The 20,059-nt window shown below is 71.0% G+C and carries 15 protein-coding genes; 9 read left to right on the forward strand and 6 right to left on the reverse strand.

Going from position 1 to position 20,059, the window contains the following annotated elements; translation table 11 throughout:
* Positions 1-39 precede the first annotated feature (39 nt).
* From DAE25_RS24225 to xylB, 4 genes are all read right to left on the reverse strand, one after another.
* Entirely contained in the window at positions 40-816 is a 777-nt protein-coding gene (locus tag DAE25_RS24225) for a M23 family metallopeptidase (protein ID WP_107767178.1), read from the reverse strand.
* A 260-nt stretch (positions 817-1,076) separates the two neighbouring features.
* Entirely contained in the window at positions 1,077-2,087 is a 1,011-nt protein-coding gene (locus DAE25_RS16175; RefSeq protein WP_159083789.1) for an NAD(P)-dependent alcohol dehydrogenase, read from the reverse strand.
* A gap of 577 nt (positions 2,088-2,664) precedes the next feature.
* Positions 2,665-3,678, reverse strand: a complete 1,014-nt coding sequence (locus tag DAE25_RS16180; protein WP_199907636.1) for a tyrosine-type recombinase/integrase — start codon at positions 3,676-3,678, stop codon at positions 2,665-2,667.
* Between the two features lie 515 nt (positions 3,679-4,193).
* On the reverse strand, positions 4,194-5,576 hold the full coding sequence (gene xylB / locus DAE25_RS16185; protein WP_107767181.1) for a xylulokinase: 1,383 nt from the start codon (positions 5,574-5,576) through the stop codon (positions 4,194-4,196).
* A gap of 167 nt (positions 5,577-5,743) precedes the next feature.
* Here xylB and DAE25_RS16190 point away from each other — a divergent pair, with 167 nt between their 5' ends.
* From DAE25_RS16190 to DAE25_RS16220, 7 genes are all read left to right on the forward strand, one after another.
* Positions 5,744-7,018 carry an ROK family transcriptional regulator gene (locus tag DAE25_RS16190; RefSeq protein ID WP_107767182.1) on the forward strand — a complete coding sequence of 425 codons (1,275 nt, stop codon included), beginning with the start codon at positions 5,744-5,746 and terminating at the stop codon, positions 7,016-7,018.
* Positions 7,015-8,529: a sugar ABC transporter ATP-binding protein gene (locus tag DAE25_RS16195; RefSeq protein ID WP_107767183.1), complete on the forward strand. Its 1,515-nt coding sequence runs from the start codon at positions 7,015-7,017 to the stop codon at positions 8,527-8,529. The genes DAE25_RS16190 and DAE25_RS16195 overlap by 4 nt, the downstream gene beginning before the upstream one ends.
* A complete protein-coding gene (locus DAE25_RS16200; RefSeq protein ID WP_107767184.1) occupies positions 8,526-9,599 on the forward strand; it encodes an ABC transporter permease in 1,074 nt (357 codons plus the stop codon). Before DAE25_RS16195 ends, DAE25_RS16200 begins: the two co-directional genes overlap by 4 nt.
* An 82-nt stretch (positions 9,600-9,681) precedes the next feature.
* Entirely contained in the window at positions 9,682-10,740 is a 1,059-nt protein-coding gene (locus DAE25_RS16205; RefSeq protein ID WP_107767185.1) for a substrate-binding domain-containing protein, read from the forward strand.
* 79 nt (positions 10,741-10,819) lie between these two features.
* Entirely contained in the window at positions 10,820-11,989 is a 1,170-nt protein-coding gene (locus DAE25_RS16210; RefSeq protein ID WP_107767186.1) for a Gfo/Idh/MocA family protein, read from the forward strand.
* The gene (gene xylA / locus DAE25_RS16215; protein ID WP_107767187.1) at positions 11,986-13,158 is read left to right on the forward strand and encodes a xylose isomerase; all 1,173 of its coding nucleotides are present in this window, start codon (positions 11,986-11,988) and stop codon (positions 13,156-13,158) included. The genes DAE25_RS16210 and xylA overlap by 4 nt, the downstream gene beginning before the upstream one ends.
* Positions 13,159-13,195: 37 nt before the next feature.
* On the forward strand, positions 13,196-14,203 hold the full coding sequence (locus DAE25_RS16220; RefSeq protein ID WP_107767188.1) for a sugar phosphate isomerase/epimerase family protein: 1,008 nt from the start codon (positions 13,196-13,198) through the stop codon (positions 14,201-14,203).
* Between the two features lie 83 nt (positions 14,204-14,286).
* Here the strand turns inward: DAE25_RS16220 and DAE25_RS16225 are convergent, their stop codons facing one another.
* Positions 14,287-15,405: a ThuA domain-containing protein gene (locus DAE25_RS16225; protein ID WP_107767189.1), complete on the reverse strand. Its 1,119-nt coding sequence runs from the start codon at positions 15,403-15,405 to the stop codon at positions 14,287-14,289.
* Positions 15,406-15,565: 160 nt separating this feature from the next.
* Between DAE25_RS16225 and DAE25_RS16230 the strand changes: the two genes are divergently transcribed.
* Entirely contained in the window at positions 15,566-16,834 is a 1,269-nt protein-coding gene (locus DAE25_RS16230; protein WP_107767190.1) for an ROK family transcriptional regulator, read from the forward strand.
* An 80-nt stretch (positions 16,835-16,914) separates the two neighbouring features.
* Here DAE25_RS16230 and DAE25_RS16235 read toward each other — a convergent pair whose 3' ends face one another.
* Positions 16,915-17,748: an SAM-dependent methyltransferase gene (locus tag DAE25_RS16235; RefSeq protein WP_159083790.1), complete on the reverse strand. Its 834-nt coding sequence runs from the start codon at positions 17,746-17,748 to the stop codon at positions 16,915-16,917.
* A gap of 211 nt (positions 17,749-17,959) precedes the next feature.
* Between DAE25_RS16235 and DAE25_RS16240 the strand changes: the two genes are divergently transcribed.
* Complete coding sequence (locus tag DAE25_RS16240) at positions 17,960-20,056, forward strand: ATP-binding protein (protein WP_159083791.1); 2,097 nt, start codon at positions 17,960-17,962, stop codon at positions 20,054-20,056.
* The last annotated feature ends 3 nt before the right edge of the window (positions 20,057-20,059 follow it).

Here is a 20,059-nt window from a genome sequence, read left to right on the forward strand (position 1 = left end):
CCGTGCTCGTAGTTGCGGCGGGGTGCTCCCCGAGCATCGCTAGAGCAGAACTCCGCGGTCCATCAGGGCTGCGTAGGGATCCACCGGATCCTCACCGCCGGGGCGGACCTCGATGTGCAGGTGCGCGCCGGTGACGTTGCCCGTGGCGCCGACGAGCCCGATCTGGTCGGCGCGGTCCACTGACCGACCGGCCTCGACGTCGATCCGGGACTGGTGGCAGTACCAGATCTGCGTGCCATCGGTTGCCGTCACGATGGTCCGATAGCCGTAGGACCCCGCCCAACCCGCCTCGCTCACCTCCCCCGAGCTCACCGCCATGACGGGGGTGCCCGTCGGTGCCGCGAGATCAAGACCCGTGTGAGTGGAGCTCCACAACGAGCTGCTCAGTCCGAACGTCCCGGTGATGCGGTACGACGCAAGGGGAGCGACCCATTGCCGATCTCGGAGGTCGTTCTCCCGCTCGCTCGCCGCCGCCGACATTCGAGTGATCACGCGACCTCGGCGCGCGGCGGCCCGTTGCGCAGAGACCACGCGTGACGGTGCGGTGCGCGGCGCGGACCTGCTCACGACCCGCGGCCGCGGGCTGGCTCTCGGACTGTTGCTCGCGGAACCGGAGCTGCCCCCCGATGTCGCCGCCGGCGCAGCCGACGTCGCTTCAAAACCCCGACGAGGGTCGACGTCGGTGGCAAGGGCGCCGCCGACCGAGAGGGCGAGTGCGATGGCTCCAGAAGCCCCGGTGCCCAGGCGCGGGACGCGCCGCCCACCCCGGCGGGGACGGTGGTACTGATGACGGTGTCGACTCACCAAAACTCTCATGTCTGGTAGTTGCGTGAGCCCCTCCCTCACCAAAGACGGCGGGCGTCCGAAAGGGGAAGTCGGACGCCCGCCTGCATCTACTATGCAACATAGTGGTTATCGGAATTGCAAACTCACGACCGTTCTCACCGGGTGTCGAGGCGTCGATTGGCAACCAACGTCGGTCCCTGGCGCGGGACAGGGAGCGCGGAGTCTCCGGGCGGCGCTGGTCCGCGTCGGGCACGGAGGGGATCTGGCCGATTGTGCTGCTGAGCAACGGTTCAGTCGACGACGATCACCACACGCCCCACGGCTCGGCCGGAGGTCAGGTAGCGAAGCGCCGCGGGCGTCTGGGCCAGCGGGAAGGTGCGATCAAGGACCACCCGCAGCTGGCCAGTGTCCATGAGCTGGGTGAGGGTGCTCAGCAGTCGAGGCTTGTCAGGCGGTGCGAGCGAGCCGCCGCGCAGTGCGGGGGTAACCGCCGAGCGGGCCATGAGCCCAAGCATGCGCGGGATGCTGCCGAGCCAGGAGTGCCCGGCGGCGCCGAAGGCGTCATGGCCGATCAGGACGTAGCCACCGTGCGGGTTCAATGCCCGGCGAATCTCTCGGAAGGAGTGGTTGCCAGGTACATCGAAGATGAGGTCCCACTGCTCGCCGCCTCGCGTGAAGTCGTCGCGCGTGTAGTCCAACGTCCGGTCCGCTCCCAACGAGCGCACCAGGTCGAGCTTGCGGGGGTGGTCGACGGCGGTGACCTCAGCGCCGTAGACCTTGGCAAGCTGGACCGCGAAGGCCCCGACGCCGCCGGCGGCACCGTTGACCAACACTCGAGAGCCGCGTGGCACCCGACGCAGCGGAAGGTTGTTGAGGGCGATCAGGCCGGCGGTGGGCACAGCCGCCGCTTCCTCGAAGGTTACGCTTGTCGGCTTCAGGGCGACCCCGTCTTCGGGCGCCGTGGCGAACTCCGCGAAGGCGCCGCCGTTGCGCCACTGGACTCCGCGGACGGTCTCGGCGAGAACCTCGTCACCCGGCTGGAACCGCAGGACCGCCCGTCCAACTGCTGCCACGACCCCGGCGACGTCGGTGCCTGGCACTTGATGCTTGGGACGAGCGACGCCGGCGCCCATCAGACGCAGCACCGCAGGTCGACCTGTCACGACGTGCCAGACGTCGGGATGCAGCGACGCTGCCCTGACCTTGATCAGCACCGCGTCGTCGGCGGGTTTGGGGCGTGGGACCTCCGCAAATCTGAGGTCGTTGATCGAGCCATAGTGGTCTTGGACGATCGCCTTCATGCCCGAGCGTACTGCGTGTGATCCTCTCGGCGTCCAGGCCGCACAGGATCGACCGGCGTTCGCGTCCACAGGGTGGTTTCGCATGCACCAGGGGTTCGTTCATATCCGCTGGTACGACCTCCACCAGGGCTTCGTCACCGCCAGAGCTGTTGCTCGATTTCCCATTGGTACGACACCGCAGCGATCGGCACTCCCACCTACCAGGCCCATGCCTACTCGCTCCTCAGGGCGATCATGCGGACCGCGGCGGACCCCACCAAGAACGGCGGCCGACCCTGATCGCCTTCAACCCCTGAGTGGCGGTTGCTGGCCCCCAAACTCAAACGCACGCCCACGCCGCGATCCGCGCGCTGCTCGCTTTGGCAAGTCGCGGGGCAATGCTGGCAAGCACACGGCATCAGAAAAGCAGCACTTTGTAGCCCCAGCCGAGCCGAAACGTCCCGAGACCCGGAGGTATCGTGGTGTCGTCAACGAACATGGTCCGGAGCGTTGTCCCAGGTCAGGCGGTGTGTGAGCGAGCAGGATCGAGTTTCTCCGAGAGAGGGGATCCTGCGGACCACACCAGAGGGCATGGGGTTCAAATCTCGGATGAACCTGACGACCTACTCATCGTCGTGGTGTCCGGTGTCCAGCCGCGCGCCTCGGCTCGTTTGCGCGCCAGTTCGGCAAGGCGGTCTGAGGCTGCTTGCTGATAGCGCATGGCGGCTTGGTTGGTGGAATGTCCGCCGAGGGCCATGAGTTCGGCCAGGGTTGCACCGTGGCGGGCTGCTTCGGTGAGTGCGCCGTGTCTGAGGTCGTGGAAGCGGAGGTCTTCGCGTCCGGCGAGGCGGCGGGCTTCGTACCAGCCCCAGCCTTTCGTGTCGGTCTTCCCGCGGCGCTTCCTCGTGACCTTGCCGTAGAACGCGCTGGGGGAGAGGTGCTCGGCGTTCCGGCCGGGAAACATGAGCCCCTTCGCCCCGGGAGCTGCATGACGTGTCTTGTGGTCACGTACGGCGTCGAGGATGTCGGGTGGGATGGGGACGTCGCGGATTCCGGCGTCGCTCTTGGGGGTCTTGGCGACGACGCCTGCAGACCGAGAGCGGACGACGCCTCGTCGGACGCGGATGACGGCGTTCGTGGTGTCGACGTCGGACCGCCGCAGCTCTGCGAGCTCGCCGAAACGCAATGCACAGCCGTCCGCCAGCAGGACCATGAGCTGATGGCGCTCGGGCATCGCCGCGACGATGGTCGCCACTTCCTGCGCTGAAGCCGGTCGAATCCTGCGTTGGCTTCCCGAGGAGCCGCCGCCGGCGATGCCGCACGGGTTGAATGCGACGAGCGGGCGGCCGTTGTTCTTGGTCGGGTCTGCGGCGGTCCTCATAATCGCTCGCAGGAGTGAGTATGCGTGCGCCTGGTAGGTGGGAGTGGCGACGGCGGCAGTGTCGTACCAGTTGGCGACGGCCTCGGGGGTGATGGCCCTGAGCTCGACGTTGTTGAAGGTGGGAAGGATGAATCGGTTCAGGAGCTCTTGGTAGTGGTCGCGGGTCCGGTCTGCCAGGGGCCTGCCCTTCACCTTGCGTGCGGCCAACCATCGGGGTGCGTACTCGCCCATCGTCGGAGCCTTCTCGCGGCGATGGCGGAGACGAGCGGCGGGGGAGGTCCAGTCGCCGTTCGTGATAAGTCGCCGTTCGTCCACGAGCCAGGCCTCCGCATCGGCTCGGCTCGTGAAGGTATGGGGAGCATTGTGACGAACGACCTGGCCCGCCTCGGTCCGACGCCCGTCGGGGTCCGCGTACCGCGCCCGATACCGGCCGCTGGGCAGTTTGATGATCTGCCCGAAATTGCGACGCTCTGCTGCCTTTGCCACAGCGACGGTGCCCCTTCTCGTGTCCACTACGTGTCCACCAGAAGGGTATTCGTGTCCACCGAGGTCCATCAAGGACGTGCGATCCTGGGTGCGATAACCGCAGGTCAGAGGGCTAGTTGGCTGCTCGGAGGGCATGTCCGAAAATCTCTAGATTACTGGTTCGAACCCAGTATCGCCCACCATTCCAGCACCGCCTCCGACCTGCGAGACCGCAGCTCGGAGGCGGTTCTCGTTCCCCGGCCTTGCGCCGCGCAGTCTTGTCACCAGCTCCCGACGCGGTCACGCAGCTCGGCGTACGACGCCCGCACCTGCGGCGTCGGCGGCGCGTCGACCACGGTGCCCACCGGCCGCGGCCAGTCGGGAGGGGAGGCGGTCCCGGCGAGCGCCCAGGCGGCCTGTCGGGCCGCACCGAGCGCGACGTACTCGGCGGGGGGCGGCAGGGTGACCGGCTGCCCGAAGATGCCGGCCGCGATCTCCTGCAGCGCCGGGCTCCGTGCCGCCCCTCCGACGAGCAGGACGTCCTCGCCGCGCTGGCCGAGGTGCTCGGCCAGGTGGTCGACGGCGTCCGCGAGCGAGCACGCCAGCGCCTCGAAGGCCGCCCGTGCCAGGTCGGCGCGGTCCGTGTCGCCGCTCAGGCCGCTCCACACACCGGTCGCGCCGGGACGGTTGGGCGTCCGCTCCCCGCCGTAGTAGGGCGAGAGGGTCAGCCCGTGCGCGCCGGGGGGAGCCTGCAGCGCCAGCTCGGAGAGCCGGTCGTGGTCGATCCCGAGCAGGGCCGCCTGCAGGTCCAGGATCTGCGCCGCGTTCAGCGTCACGGTCATCGGCAGGAAACCGTCCAGCGCGTCGGCGAAGCCGGTCACCGTGCCGGTCCCGTCGGTCGGTGCGACCGGGCTGCGCGTCGAGGCCACCCCCGAGGTCCCCACCGACACCAGGACGTCGGTCTCCCGCAGCCCCATGCCCAGTGCGGCGCCCATGTTGTCGCCGGTGCCGCTCGCCAGGACGGCGCCGCGGCCGGTGTGGGCGGCGACGGCGCCTGCCGCGACGACGCGGGGGAGTGCGACCTCCCGACCGAGCGCGGACTGGACCAGCTCGGGGCGCCAGCGGTCCTCCCGTGTCGAGAAGTAGCCCGTCCCGGACGCGTCCCCGCGGTCGGTGAAGGGGGCTGTCCCGGGCTCGGCCAGGTGTGCGGAGATGTAGTCGTGGGGGAGCAGCACGCTCTCGGTCCGGGCGGCCGCATCGGGGTCGGCGTCCCGCATCCAGCGGAGCTTGGAGACCGTGAAGGAGGCCACCAGCACGCTGCCGACCAGGCGCGCGCACTCGTCGGGCCCGCCCCACTCGCGCACGAGGTCCTCCGCCGCCGCCGCCGAGCGGACGTCGTTCCACAGCAGAGCCTTGCGCACCGGCTCACCGGCCGCGTCCAGGGCCACCATGCCGTGCTGCTGGGCCGCCACGGAGACGGCCTCCGCGCGCTCGAGGAGCCCGTCGGTGGCCTCGTCCACGGCCGCACGCCAGGCCCGGGGGTCGACCTCGGTGCCGGGTGGGTGTGCCACCTGGCGCTGCTCGAGCACGGTCCCGTCGTCGGCGTCGACGAGCAGGGCCTTGGTCGACTGGGTGGAGGAGTCGATCCCCAGGACGGCAGTCATGGGCCGTATTCAGACCGACCGGGCAGGCGCCCGTCAAGGCGTCGTACCGGCCCGCAGAATCCTGTGCCGAAGTGGTTGACGTCACACCTCTGCGGCCTTAGTTTGTTGCAGCAACCGACAAATTAAGTGACGTGGACCACACGTCGTCAGGTGGGGAGGAGGACGGGATGCGGGCACGGGACGGCTGGATCGCCGGAGCGAGCACGGCCGACCAGCTCGCCGTACGTCGCCACAACCTCGCCGTCGTGATGGACCACCTGCGCCTGTCCGGCCCCATGTCCCGTGCCCGCATCGCTGCGGAGACGGGGCTCAACAAGGCCACGGTCTCGAGCCTGGTGGCCGAGCTGGGGGAGCGAGGCCTGGTCGCCGAGGGCGAGACGGAGCGAGGCGCGGTCGGTCGCCCGGGCCTGGTCATCGAGCTCGACACCACCGTCCACGTCTCGCTGGGTGCGGAGATCAGCGTCGACTACCTCTCCGTGCTGGCCATGAACCTGCGCGGTGACGCCGTGGCCGAGCGTCGCATCGCCCTGGACGCCAGTCGGCTGTCACCCGAGGAGATCCTCGCCCGCCTGGCCGAGCTGATCCGCGACGTGCTGGGCGACCTCGCCGACGGCACCACCGTCGTGGGCCTCACGGTGGCCATCCCCGGTCTGGTCGAGTCGGTGAGCGGCATCGTCCACGCCGCCCCCAACCTCGGCTGGCGCGAGGTGCGGGTCGCGGACCTGCTGCACGAGCTCCTCGACGACCCGGGCATCGCGATCCTCCTGGACAACGAGGCCAACCTCGCCGCCCTCGCCGAGCTGGACCTGCGCGGCACCGACGCCCCCGACGAGTTCATCCTCCTCATGGGCGGCGTGGGCATCGGCGGCGGACTGGTGACGGCCGGACAGCTCCTGCGGGGGGCGTGCGGCTTCGCCGGCGAGGTCGGGCACCTCCAGGTCACCCCGTCCGGCGAGACCTGCCGGTGCGGACGCCGGGGGTGCTGGGAGACCGTCATCGGCCTCCACGCCCTGCTGGCCCTGGCCGCCGGCGCCGACGACGTCGTACGCGATCCGTCGGTCGATCTCGACGAGCGCCTCGGCGAGCTCCGCGCCCGCGCGGAGCGTGGCGACCGGCGCACCCTCGACGCCATCGCCACCATCACCGCGGCGCTGGTGAGCGGTGCCGGCACGCTGCTCAACATCTTCAACCCGCGGCTGCTCGTGCTGGGCGGCTACTTCGCCGTCCTGAGCCCCTGGATCGAGCCGGGTCTCCGGGAGGCGCTGCACCGTGAGGTGTTCGCCCCCAAGTCCGGAGGGTGCCGCATCGAGTTCTCCGGCCTCGGCTACTCAGCCGCGGTGCGCGGTGGGGCCGTCCAGGCCGCGTCGGCCGTCTTCGACAACCCCTCCGCCTTCCCCCTCACCCCGCTCGTCCGCACCGTCCAGGAGGTCGGCCCCGCATGACGACGCACGAGTCCCTGCTGCGCATGAGCGGCATCGTCAAGGAGTTCCCCGGGGTCAAGGCCCTGGGCGGCGTCGACCTGGACGTGCGCGCCGGGGAGGTGCACTGCCTGCTCGGCCAGAACGGCGCGGGCAAGTCCACCCTGATCAAGATCCTGTCCGCGTCCTACCAGCCCGACGCCGGGGTCATCCACTGGGACGGGGTCGAGACCTCGCTGCCCACCCCGATCTCCGCGATCAAGGTCGGCATCTCCACCATCTACCAGGAGCTGGACCTGGTGCCCGGGCTGACCGTGGCGGAGAACGTCTTCCTCGGCCACGAGCAGTCGGTGGCCGGCTTCTCCCAGCGCTCGCAGAGCAACCAGATGGTCCGTGACCTGATGACTCGCCTCGGCCACAGCGAGATCTCCCCGACCCGGTTGGTGGGCAGCCTCTCTCCGGCCGGCCAGCAGATCGTCAGCATGGCGCGCGCCCTGTCCCACGACACCCGGTTGCTCATCCTCGACGAGCCGTCGGCGGTGCTCGACCACGAGGAGGTCGACAACCTCTTCCGGGTGATCCGCGGGCTCACCGCGGAGGGCGTCGCCGTGGTCTACATCTCGCACCGTCTCGAGGAGATCCGCCAGATCGGCGACCGGATCACCGTCCTCAAGGACGGCATCACCGTGGCCACGGGCCTCGAGGTCGCCGACACCTCGACCGCCACCCTGATCCAGCTGATGACCGGTCGTTCCATCGAGTACGTCTTCCCGCCTCGACCGGAGGTCGCGCCGGAGCGCGGCCCGGTCGTCCTCGAGGCGAAGGGCCTGTCCCTGGCCGGCGTCTTCGAGACCATGGACCTGACGGTGCACGCCGGCGAGATCGTCGGGCTCACCGGGCTGGTCGGCGCCGGCCGCTCCGAGATCCTCGAGACGGTGTACGGCGCACGCCGGGCCACCACGGGCACGGTCACCGTGGACGGCACCCGGATCCGCAAGGGCTCCGTCCCGGCGGCGGTGCGAGCCGGCATCGGGCTCGCCCCGGAGGAGCGCAAGAGCCAGGGGCTCCTGCTCGACCAGGCGGTCTACCGCAACGTCACGATCTCGTCGCTGGGTCGCTTCGCCCGCGGCGGCTTCCTCGACAGCGCCGCGGAGCGACGGCGCGCCGAGGAGCTGACCACCTCGCTCGACGTACGCCCCACCGGCGTGACCCGGGCGGTGCGCACCCTCTCGGGGGGCAACCAGCAGAAGGTCGTGCTCGCCCGGTGGCTGCTGCGCGACTGCCGCGTGCTGCTGCTCGACGAGCCCACCCGCGGCGTCGACGTGGGCGCCCGCAGCGAGATCTACCAGCTGATCCGGAGCCTGGCCGACGCCGGCGTCGCCGTCGTCGTGGTGTCCAGCGAGGTCGAGGAGGTCCTCGGCCTGTCCGACCGGGTGGTGGTGGTGCGCGAGGGCGCCGTGGTCCACGAGGCCCCGGCCACAGATCTCGACGAGGCCAGGGTGCTGGACCTCGTGATGGAAGGAAGAGTCGCATGAGCAAGGACACCCACGTGGACGTGCCGCACAACACGGTCGGCGCCACCGGCGAGAGCGGCCGGGTCGAGGCGGAAGGCGCCCGGGCCGGCGAGTCCTCGGGCGGGGCGATGGCCGTGCTGCGCACGAGCGCCGGGCGCAACCTCGGTCTCGTCGTCGCGCTCGTGGTGATCTGCGTCGTCGGCACGGTGACCGCCGGCGAGCGGTTCGCCGACGTCGACAACGTGCTGACCATCCTCAAGCTGGCCTCCGTCATCGGCGTGGTCAGCATCGGGATGACCTTCGTGATCACCGGCGGTGGCATCGACCTCAGCGTCGGGGCGATCGTCGCGTTGTCGTCGGTGTGGTGCACCACCCTGGCCACCCAGACGATGGCCGAGGACACCCACTGGATCGTCATGGTCCTGGCCGCCCTGGCGGTCGGAGCCGGCTGTGGTCTCGTCAACGGGGTGCTCATCGCCTACGGCAACATCGTCTCCTTCATCGCCACCCTGGCCATGCTGGCCAGCGCCCGCGGGCTCGCCGAGCTGATGAGCGACCGCAAGACCCAGATCGTGCGCATCGAGAGCTTCAAGGACTTCTTCGGTGCCGAGGTCCTCGGCATCCCGGTCCTGGTGATCATCTTCGCCGTCGTGGCCGCGGCCGGCTGGGTGCTGCTCAACCGGACCACGTTCGGCCGGCGCACCCTGGCCGTCGGCGGCAACCCGGAGGCCGCCCGGCTGGCCGGCATCAACGTCAAGCAGCACACGGTGATGCTCTACGTGCTCGTCGGCGTCTGCTGCGGGATCGCCGCCATCATGCTCATCTCCCGCACCACCACCGGCAGCTCGACCCACGGCAATCTCTACGAGCTCGACGCCATCGCCGCCGTGGTCATCGGCGGCACCCTGCTCTCCGGGGGGCGCGGCACGATCGTCGGCACCGTCTTCGGGGTGCTCATCTTCACCACCCTCGGCAACGTGTTCACCCTCAACAACCAGGACACCTCGACCCAGGCGGTCGCGAAGGGCCTGATCATCGTCGTCGCCGTGCTGCTCCAGCAGCGGTTGGCGTCTCGGAGCAACACCGCCTGACGCATGGGCAGGGCCCTGCCCTGCGCAGCGCGGCACCGCACCGCAACCACTCACCGCAATCCCTCAGCACAAGGAGCACCACATGTCCCTTCGGCCGATCCACAAGCAGCTCGGGACCAGCCTGGTCGCCGGCATCGCCGTCCTGTCCCTCGCGGCCTGCACCAGCAACGCATCAGACTCCGACTCGGACTCCGAGTCCTCGGGAGGCACCTCGCAGGCCGAGGAGGGCTCCAACGACGAGGCCGGCGACACCGTCGTCATCGGCTTCTCCGCACCCGCTGCCGACCACGGCTGGATGGGCTCGATCACCGAGTCCACGCGCCAGGCCGCCGAGGCCTACGACGACATCGACCTGCGGGTCGCCGAGGGCACCAACGAGGTCAGCCTGCAGATCGCCCAGGTCGAGACGTTCATCAACGACGGCGTCGACGCCATCGTGCTGCTGCCCTTCGACGGTGCCGCCATGACGCCGGTCGCCCTCAAGGCGATGGAGGCGGGCATCCCGGTCGTGAACGTCGACCGCGAGTTCGACGACCCCAACGCCGCCCGCGTCACCGTGCTGGGCGACAACTACGGCATGGGTGTCTCCGCCGGTGCCTACATCTGCGAGCAGGCCGGCGGCAACGAGGACGCGGTCGTCGCCGAGATCGCGGGCATCGACTCGCTGCCTCTGACCCAGGACCGCAGCCAGGGCTTCGAGGACGCGCTCAAGGAGTGCGGGCTCGACGTCGACAACCGGGTCGCCGCCGACTTCACCGTCGAGGGCGGCGAGAAGGCCGCCTCCAACCTGCTCCAGGCCGCACCCCAGATCGACTACCTGTGGAACCACGACGACGACCAGGGTGTCGGCGTCCTGGCCGCCATCGAGAGCGCGGGCCGCGACGAGTTCATCATGATCGGCGGTGCCGGCTCGGCCAACGCCATGCGGGCCATCCAGGAGGACAACAGCGTCCTGAAGGCCACCGTCATCTACCCGTCCACCCAGGGCGCCGACGGCGTCAAGCTGGCCCGGCTGCTCGTGCAGGGCAAGTCGATGAGCGACCTGGTCGAGATCGAGGTGCCGCGCACCGTCCAGCTCTACGCGCCGGTCGTGACCTCGGAGAACGTCGACCAGTTCATCGACACCGCCTTCGAGTCCTGACCCACCTCCGACCCGCTCCGGGCCGGGCCACGGCCCGGCCCGGAGCGGCCCCTGTCGACGCCGAACGGAGTCTGTCGCGATGACCAGCACCACCCTGTCCGTGGCGATGATCGGCCACTCCTTCATGGGAGCCGCCCACTCGCACGCCTGGCGCACCGCGCCCCGGTTCTTCGACCTGCCCCTCGACCCCGTCATGAGCGTGGTCTGCGGTCGCGACCAGGACCGCGCAGCCGCGGCGGCGCTCAAGCTCGGCTGGGCCGCGGGCGCCTCCGACTGGCGCGCCGTGGTGCACGACGACGCCATCGACCTGGTCGACATCTGCACCCCGGGCGACTCGCACGCCGAGATCGCCATCGCCGCCCTCGAGGCCGGCAAGCACGTCCTGTGCGAGAAGCCCCTGGCCAACTCCGTCGCCGAGGCCGAGGCGATGGTCGCGGCGGCCGAGAAGGCCGCCCGGCACGGCGTACGCGCCATGGTCGGTTTCACCTACCGTCGCGTGCCTGCCATCGCGCTGGCGCGCCGGCTCGTGCGGGAGGGCCGGATCGGGGAGGTCCGGCACGTCCGCGCGCAGTACCTCCAGGACTGGATCGCCGATCCCGAGGCACCCCTGTCGTGGCGCCTCCAGAAGGACCGCGCCGGCTCCGGCGCCCTGGGTGACATCGGTGCCCACGTCATCGACCTGGCGCAGTTCATCACCGGCGACCGGATCCAGGAGGTCTCCGGTCGCATGGAGACCTTCGTCAAGGAGCGTCCCCTGGCCCTCGAGCACGCCGGCCTGTCGGGGACCGCGTCCACCGAGTGGGGACCGGTGACGGTCGACGACGCGGCCGCGTTCGTGGCCCAGTTCTCGGGCGGTGCGATGGGGGTCTTCGAGGCCACCCGCTTCGCCACCGGTCGCAAGAACGCCATCCGGCTCGAGATCAACGGCTCCCGCGGCAGCATCGCCTTCGATGCCGAGGACATGGACGTCCTGCAGTACCACGACGCCACCGAGGCGTCGTACGTCGCCGGGTTCCGGCGGATCCTCGTCACCGAGCCCGAGCACCCCTACGTGGCCGCGTGGTGGCCCGCGGGCCACGGGCTCGGCTACGAGCACAGCTTCACCCACCAGGTGGTCGACCTCGTCGAGGCCATCGCCGACGGCACCGACCCCGCGCCCACGTTCGCCGACGGCCTGCAGGTCCAGCGTGTGCTGGCCGCCGTCGAGACGAGCTCCGACACCCGCCAATGGCAGGAGACAGCACCATGATCGACGCATCCGACCGCTACGCCCCCCGACCCGAGGACAAGTTCTCCTTCGGGCTGTGGACCGTGGGCTGGGAGGGCGTCGACGTGTTCGGCCCCGCCAGCCGCGCCCCCCTCGACCCCGTCGAGTCCACCTACCGTCTCGCCGACATCGGGGCCGCCGCCGTCACCTTCCACGACGACGACCTGGTCCCCGACGACGCCACCCGCGACGCCACGCTGGACCGCTTCGGCAAGGCGCTGGCCGACACGGGCATGCGCTGCGAGATGGTCACCACCAACCTGTTCAGCGCCCCGGTCTTCAAGGAGGGTGGGCTCACCGCCAACAACCGCGAGGTCCGCCGCTACGCGACGGCCAAGGTGCTGCGCAACATCGACCTGGCCGCCAGCCTGGGCGCCGAGACCTTCGTGATGTGGGGCGGACGGGAGGGCGCCGAGCACGGCGCGGGCAAGAACATCCGCGCGGCGCTCGACCGGATGGCCGAGTCGCTCAACCTGGTCTGCGACTACGTGCGCAGCCAGGGCTACTCGATGCGGTTCGCCATCGAGCCCAAGCCCAACGAGCCTCGCGGCGACATCCTGCTGCCCACCATCGGGCACGCCCTCGCCCTCATCTCCGAGCTCGAGCACCCCGAGATGGTGGGGTTGAACCCCGAGGTCGGGCACGAGGAGATGGCCGGGCTCAACTTCGCGCACGGCATCGCCCAGGCGCTGTGGCACGACAAGCTGTTCCACGTCGACCTCAACGGTCAGCACGGTCCCCGCTTCGACCAGGACCTCCGGTTCGGGGCGGGCAACCTGCGCGGCGCCTTCTGGACCGTCGACACGTTGCTCGGCGGCGGCACCTCCCGCGCGTACGACGGCTACGTGCACTTCGACTTCAAGCCGCCGCGGGCCGAGGCCGACGACGGCGTGTGGGAGTCCGCCCGGGGCTGCATGCGCAACTACCTGATCCTGCGCGAGCGGGTCCAGGCGTTCCGCGCCGACCCCGAGGTCGCCGCGGCGCTCGTCGCGGCCGGGGTGGGGGAGCTGGACGAGCCGACCCTCGGCGAGGGCGAGTCCCTCGACGACCTTCGCGCCGCGTCGTACGACGTCGTCGCGCTCGGCGAGCGCAGCGTGGCCATGGAAGCCCTCGACCAGCTCGCGATGGAGCACCTCCTCGGCGCGCGCTGAGCATCGCCGAGCCACCCACGAGAGAAAGAGGAAATCGATGGCACGACCGATCACGCTCTTCACCGGACAGTGGGCCGACCTGCCCTTCGAGGAGGTCGCACGCCTGGCGTCCGAGTGGGGCTACGACGGCCTGGAGATCGCCTGCTGGGGTGACCACCTCGACCCGTGGCAGGCGGCCGAGGACGACGCCTACGTCCAGGGCAAGCTGGACCTGCTCGAGAAGTACGGCCTCCAGGTCCACGCGATCTCCAACCACCTCAAGGGTCAGGCCGTCTGCGACGACCCCATCGACGCACGGCACCAGGCCATCCTGTCCGCGCACGTCTGGGGCGACGGCGACCCGGAGGGCGTGCGTCAGCGGGCGGCGGAGGAGATGAAGCTGACCGCGCGGACGGCCCAGCGCCTCGGCGTCAAGACCGTCGTGGGCTTCACCGGCTCCTCCATCTGGAAGTACGTCGCGATGTTCCCGCCGGCCACCGAGGAGATGGTGGCGGCCGGCTACCGGGACTTCGCGGACCGCTGGAACCCGATCCTCGACGTGTTCGACGAGTGCGGCGTGCGGTTCGCCCACGAGGTGCATCCCTCGGAGATCGCCTACGACTACTGGACGACCGTGCAGACGCTGGAGGCGATCGGGCACCGCGAGGCCTTCGGCCTCAACTGGGACCCCAGTCACTTCGTCTGGCAGGACCTCGACCCGCTGGGCTTCCTGTGGGACTTCCGGGACCGGATCTACCACGTGGACTGCAAGGACGCCCGCCGGCAGACCGGCAACGGTCGCAACGGCCGGCTGGGCTCGCACCTGCCGTGGGCCGACCCGCGTCGAGGCTGGGACTTCGTGTCCACCGGTCACGGCGACGTGCCGTGGGAGCAGTGCTTCCGGATGCTCAACACGATCGGATACGAGGGCCCGATCTCGATCGAGTGGGAGGACGCAGGGATGGACCGGCTGGTCGGCGCCCCCGAGGCCCTCGACTTCGTACGCCGGCTCGCCTTCGACGCCCCGACCGCGGCGTTCGACGCGGCGTTCAGCACCCAGGCCTGAGGCCCGCTGCAGGGATCCTCAGCAACCACGACGCCCCCCGACCGAATCGGTCGGGGGGCGTCGTACTGCTCGGCCTGGATGGCTCAGAAGCCGATCAGGCCCTGCTGCCACTCGACGAGGTCGCCGATCTTGGCAGTGAGCTCGGGGTCCTGGAGGCCGTGGGACTTGCCCCGGGCCCGGGTCAGGACCTGGACGGCGGCCTGGTGGCGGCCCTCGTTGTGGGCCTGCTCCGCGGCCGCGAGGTGGTCCGCGACGTCACCGGACAGCTTGACCGCCCGGTTCGAGCCCTGGCCGAGGTCCTCGTTGAGCGCGTTGACCTCGGGGAAGGTCACGCAGTCACCGCCGCCCTCGACGACCTCGGCGGTCCACTCGATCCCGCCGAGCAGGTGGTCGAGGAATACCGGGTCGGAATACGACGAGTCGACGTGTCCGGCACCCTCGTACCAGGAGCGGCCGCCCTCGAAGTTGTGGCACCACGAGATCGGGTGGTCGGCGCCCATGCTGCCCCCGGAGTACGTCGACTCGTCCAGGGTGAGCAGCACGTGGACGTCCTCACGCGGGTTGGCGGTGAAGTTGTACCACTCGTCGAAGCGGATCCACTCCTTCGGCAGCATCTCGGTGGAGGGGTGGGTGGGGCTCTCGACGCGCATGGTGGCCGTCTGCTGCTGGGGGTGGTTGCGGAACCGTGCCCCGCCTCCGGTCAGCTTGCCGTACCACGGGACCGCGTGCATCGCGTCCGTGGCGGCGTGCAGGCCCACGAAGCCACCGCCGTCGCGCATGTAGCCCTGGAGGGCGGCCAGCTCGGTGTCGTCGAGGGTCCGCGGCCGCGCGGGGTCCTGGTTGTTGGTGCCGTCGACGGGAGAGGCGAAGAGGATCGTCTCGTACTGCGCGAGGTCCTCGGCGCTGGTGAAGGGCGTCGTTGCCATGGTGAGCCCCGGCTGGCCCGGCGAGCGACCGATCGGCGGGTCCCAGACGTCCACGGTGAAGCCGTGCTCCTGGCCGAGCTGCATGACGGCGTTGGTCGTCTCGTCGATGTGGGAGTGGCGGAAGCCCAGCGTCTTGCCGACGACGAGCACCTTGTAGGCCGAGGCCGAGGTGCCGTCGTCAGCGGTCTCGACGGCAAGGGTCGGTGTGGTCGTGGTGACGGCGAGCGCGAGGGCCGAGGCACAGATGCCTCCGGCCAGGGCGAGGGGACGGTTCATGGCAGGTCCTTCGTCGGGCGTGGTGGGTTGGGGTGTGGTGGGTGGGGCGTGGTGGGTTGGGCAATTTGTTGTGACACAAAACAAATCCAGGTCGACTGTAGTGATCCACGTCACTCGGGGTCAACGCCGGCCGCCCGACGGGGCAGAGGAGGATGGCGCCATGGCCGACGCTGCGACCCCCACCGAATCCGAGCAGCCGCCGTCCCGGCGGCGGTCCGCCCGCACGGGGACCCGGGGCTCCGGGGTCCGCCGGCACAACCTGGCCGCGCTGCTGGAGCGGCTGCACGTGGAGGGGTCGACGTCGCGCTCCGAGCTGGGTGCGGGCCTGGGCCTCAACCGCTCGACCATCGCCGACCTGGTGCAGGAGCTGGAGGAGTGCGGTCTGGTCGTCGAGCAGGGCGTCGCCTCGCAGTCCGGCCCGGGACGGCCCTCGCCGATGGTCCACGTGAGGCCCGAGGCCGCGGTCGCGCTGGCCGTCGAGGTCGGGGTGGAGTCCGTGGCCGTGGCCACGATCGGGCTGGGTGGCCACGTCTTCGACCTCGCCAGCGCGGCCCTGCCGAGTCCGGGTACCTCGCCGGAGGACCTCGTGGGCCTGGTGGCGGACCTGTCCGTGTCGCTGACGCGCGACCTCCCCGCGGAGCGGGTGGTCGCGGTGGGGGCTGCGGTGCCGGGCCTGACCCGGCGCACGGACGGCTTCGTGCGCCTCGCCCCCAACCTGGGGTGGAAGGAGGTTCCGTTCGGTGCGATGCTCGCCGCCGCCCTGGACCTGGCCCCGGAGCAGGTGCACGTGGCCAACGAGGCGGACCTGGGGGCACTCGGTGAGCACCGCCGCGGCGCGGGACGCGGCTTCGACAACCTGGTCTTCGTCTCCGGGGAGGTGGGGATCGGCGCGGGGCTGGTGATCGGAGGCCGTCCGATGCTGGGTGCCGCGGGCTATGCCGGGGAGGCCGGCCACATGCTCGTCAACCCGACGGGGCGCCGGTGCACCTGTGGTGCCCGGGGGTGCTGGGAGACCGAGGCGGGGGAGGCGGCCCTGCTCCGGGCGGTCGGACCCTCCAGCACGCCGGACGCGGACGTGGTGAGGTCCGTGCTGGAGCGGGTGGAGGCGAAGGATCCGGTGGCCCTGCGCGCGGTGGCGCGTACCGGTCGCTGGCTGGGTCTGGGGATCGGCAACCTGGTCAACCTGCTCAACCCCGAGGTGGTGGTGCTGGGCGGCATGTTCCAGACACTCCACCCCCACCTGCGCGAGGCGATGATGGACGCCGTCCGCAGGCAGAGCCTGGACGAGGTCCTCGGCAGTCTCGAGGTGGTCCCGAGTGCGCTCGGGACCTCGGCCCAGCTCCACGGTGCCGCGGAGCTGGGCCTGGCCGGCGTGCTGGCCGACCCCACGGTGCTCCGGCCCGGGGTGCCGTCCCCGGTCGGTCAGTGACAGTCAGTGCCGGCATCGCCGGTCCCGGTCCCGGGCCCGGCCGCGCCGGGACGGCGCTCTTCCGGGACACCTGCTGACCATCACGACCGGCGGACGAAGCGGAGCAGGCGGTAGGCGAGGAGTCCTTGCTGGTGGCAACGCTGGAGGGCGTCCCCACCCACCATCGACTGTGCCCACACCGAACGGCTCCTGAGGCGGCGGAGCACCGGCTGGGCGGCACGGACGAGCCGGTCGCGCGGTCGGCCCAGGCGCTGCAACGACGAGAGGTCCCGAGATGCCTGCAGGTCCAGCCCTGCCGCGGCGGCGAGTCGGGCGGCCTCGGGCTCGGAGAGCAGCGTGGCCATGTGCCAGCCGTCACGGACGTCGCCGAGTCGTGGGTCGGAGGCGGCACAGAGGCGGAAGTCGTCGATGACGACGAGGGCTCCCCCCGGCCGAAGTGCCCGAGCGGCCTCGCGGAAGAACGCTGCGGCCGGATCGGCGTGGACGAACGACTCGATGGCGAGGGCCAGGTCGAAGCCGGCGAGCTCGTGCGGGAGGTCGGTGAAGTCGGCCGTCCGGAACCGGACGCTTCCCCGGAGCCCCTCGGTGCCTGCTGCGAACCGCTGGGCCAATCGGATCTGTGCGGGGCTGACGGACACACCGACGACCTCCAGCGGTCGGCGTCGCGCGAGGTAGAGGGCAGTCGTGCCCACGCCGCAGCCGAGGTCCAGCACCCGTGAGTCCGCCGGTCCCAGCTCGTCGAGGACCAGGGTGTGCGCGTGGTGCACCGCCTCGTCGGCTGAGGTGACGCCGGGTCCCCAGAGCTCACGGTGGATCGCGCGCTGGTTGCCGCTGAGCAGGAACTTCCAGGTGTTCGCGTCGTAGTAGTGACGAACGCGTGCGCCCGTGGCCCCGCCGTCCTGGTGACCTGTCATCGCACATCTCCCTCGCGACCACGGGCCTCGGCGTACGACGGCGGGGTCGCTGGTGCCACGGTAGCCATCAGCCCCGGCCGTGGGCGAGCGGCGGTGGTGGGTCCTCGTCGCCGGGGACGTCGGGCGGTCCTCCGACGCGGACCGGGCCTCCGTTCTGCGAGGATGCCGCCATGAGGCCCCCCACCTCGACCGGTCGGTCGGCGGCGTTGCGGTGAGCTCGCCGGGACGGCTGCGCGACGGCGAGGCGGCGGGATGGTCGACGACCCCCCATGCCTGGGTGGCCTGGTGGGCCGCGGCGCTGGTCGTCATCTTCTTCCTGGCGTCGGCGTCGGTCTGGCTGGCTCCTCCGCAGAGCAGCGTCGCTGCGTGGTGGCCGGCGTCGGGCGTCGCGGTGGCGTTGGCGCTGTGGACGCGTCGCGACCGGCTGCCCCTGACCGTGCTCGGGATCGCGGTGGTCACGACCCTCGCCAACGTCTGGGGCGGCAGGTCCTGGGAGACAGCGGTGGGCTTCGGCGTCGCCAACGCGTGCGAGGTGGTGGTGGTCGCGTGGTTCTACCGGGGTGCCTCGGCTCCGCCGGGGTTCTCCCGCCTCCCTGATCTCGGCCGGCTCGTGCTGGCGGCCGCCGCCGGGGCCGGCGCCGCCGCCGTCGTGGCCGGCGTGACCGTGGCCGGGCTGGACCCGTCCGCCTTCGTGACCATGCGGGCGGTCTTCGCGTCGCACGCGGCCGCCATCTTGATCATCGTCCCCATGACCATGGCCCACCCCCCGGCGCGCGGGCATGCGCCCCGCCAGGAGCTCGTGGTCCAGTCGGTCGTGCTGGCGCTCGTGGTCGGAGCCGTCTTCGGCACCAAGGGGGAGCTGCCCCTGGCCTTTGCGCCCATGCCGGTGCTGGTGTGGGGAGCCGCCCGCTTCGGGGTCCGCATCGCGGCCGCGCAGCTCCTGCTCTCGGGGGTCGCCATGTCGCTGCTCACCACGGCGGGCCGGGGTCCGTTCCCGTTTGCCGTGGAGAGGCTGGACTACCCGCCCGAGACCGTGGGGACGCTGCTGCAGGCCGTCCTGGTGGCCTCTGCGCTCGTCTCCCTGCCCGTCGCCCTGCTGACCGACGAGCTGGCCGCGTCCCTCACGCGAGCCCGCACGAGCGCCGAGACCCTCGAGGGGGTGATGGAGGCGGCGACCCAGACCGCGATCATCACCACCGACCTGGTCGGCAACGTGACCTCGTTCAACGCCGGCGCAGAGAACCTGCTGGGGTGGACGGCCGCGGACGTCGTCGGCCACGCGACGCCGGCCTGGTGGCACGACGCCGACCAGCTCGACCTCCGGTCCGCGGAGGCCGGCCTGGAGCCGGGCCTGCGCGTGCTGGTGGAGCCGCTCGAGGGTGGCTCGGCCTCGGACCGACGTGACTGGGTCTGGCGGACTCGCGCGGGGGAGGAGCTCATCGTCTCGCTGCGCGTCTCCCCGCGCCACGACGCCGAGGGACGGCGCATCGGGTGGCTCGGCATCGCGGAGGACGTCACCCGCAACCGCCGGGCCGAGCAGGTCCTGCGGTCGGCCCTGGACCGCGAGCGGGAGGCGGGGCAGAGGCTCGTCGAGCTCGACCGGGCCAAGACCGACTTCATCGCATCCGTGAGCCATGAGCTCAGGACCCCGATGACGAGCGTCATCGGCAACCTCGAGATGCTCCTGGACGACTCGCTCGGGGCCACGACGCCCGCGCAGCGACTCGCGCTGCAACGCACCGATCGCAACGCCCGCCGGCTGCTCATGATGCTCGAGGAGCTGCTCCTCCTCTCGCGCGTGGAGGACGGCACCTTCGACCTGCGGGTGCGTCGTACGGACCTGGTCGAGATCGTGGAGCAGGCGCTCCACACGCTGGACGTCGCGCGCGGCAGGTCCGGGGTCGACGTGGAGCTGCACGCGCCGGGTGAGCAGGTCGAGCTCGACGCCGACGCGGAGCAGGTGGAGCGCGCGGTGATGAACCTCGTGTCGAACGCCCTCAAGTTCACCCCCGCCGGAGGGCGCGTGGACATCCGTGTGCGCGACGAGGGGGCGACCGTGTCGGTCAGCGTGGGCGACACCGGGGTCGGGATCGCGCCCGAGGACGTGGATCGCCTGTTCGACCGCTTCTACCGCGCGCCGTCGGCCGTCCGGGAGGCCGTGCCGGGGACCGGCCTCGGGCTCTCGATCGTCAGGGCCATCGCCGAGCGGCACCACGGCAGCGTCACGGTCGACTCGCGACCGGGAGAGGGGAGCACCTTCACGTTGCGACTGCCCGCGACGCAGGGTGACGAGTCCACTCCCGCGTGACTC

Source organism: Nocardioides terrigena (genome assembly GCF_003047265.1).
Lineage (GTDB): Bacteria > Actinomycetota > Actinomycetes > Propionibacteriales > Nocardioidaceae > Nocardioides > Nocardioides terrigena.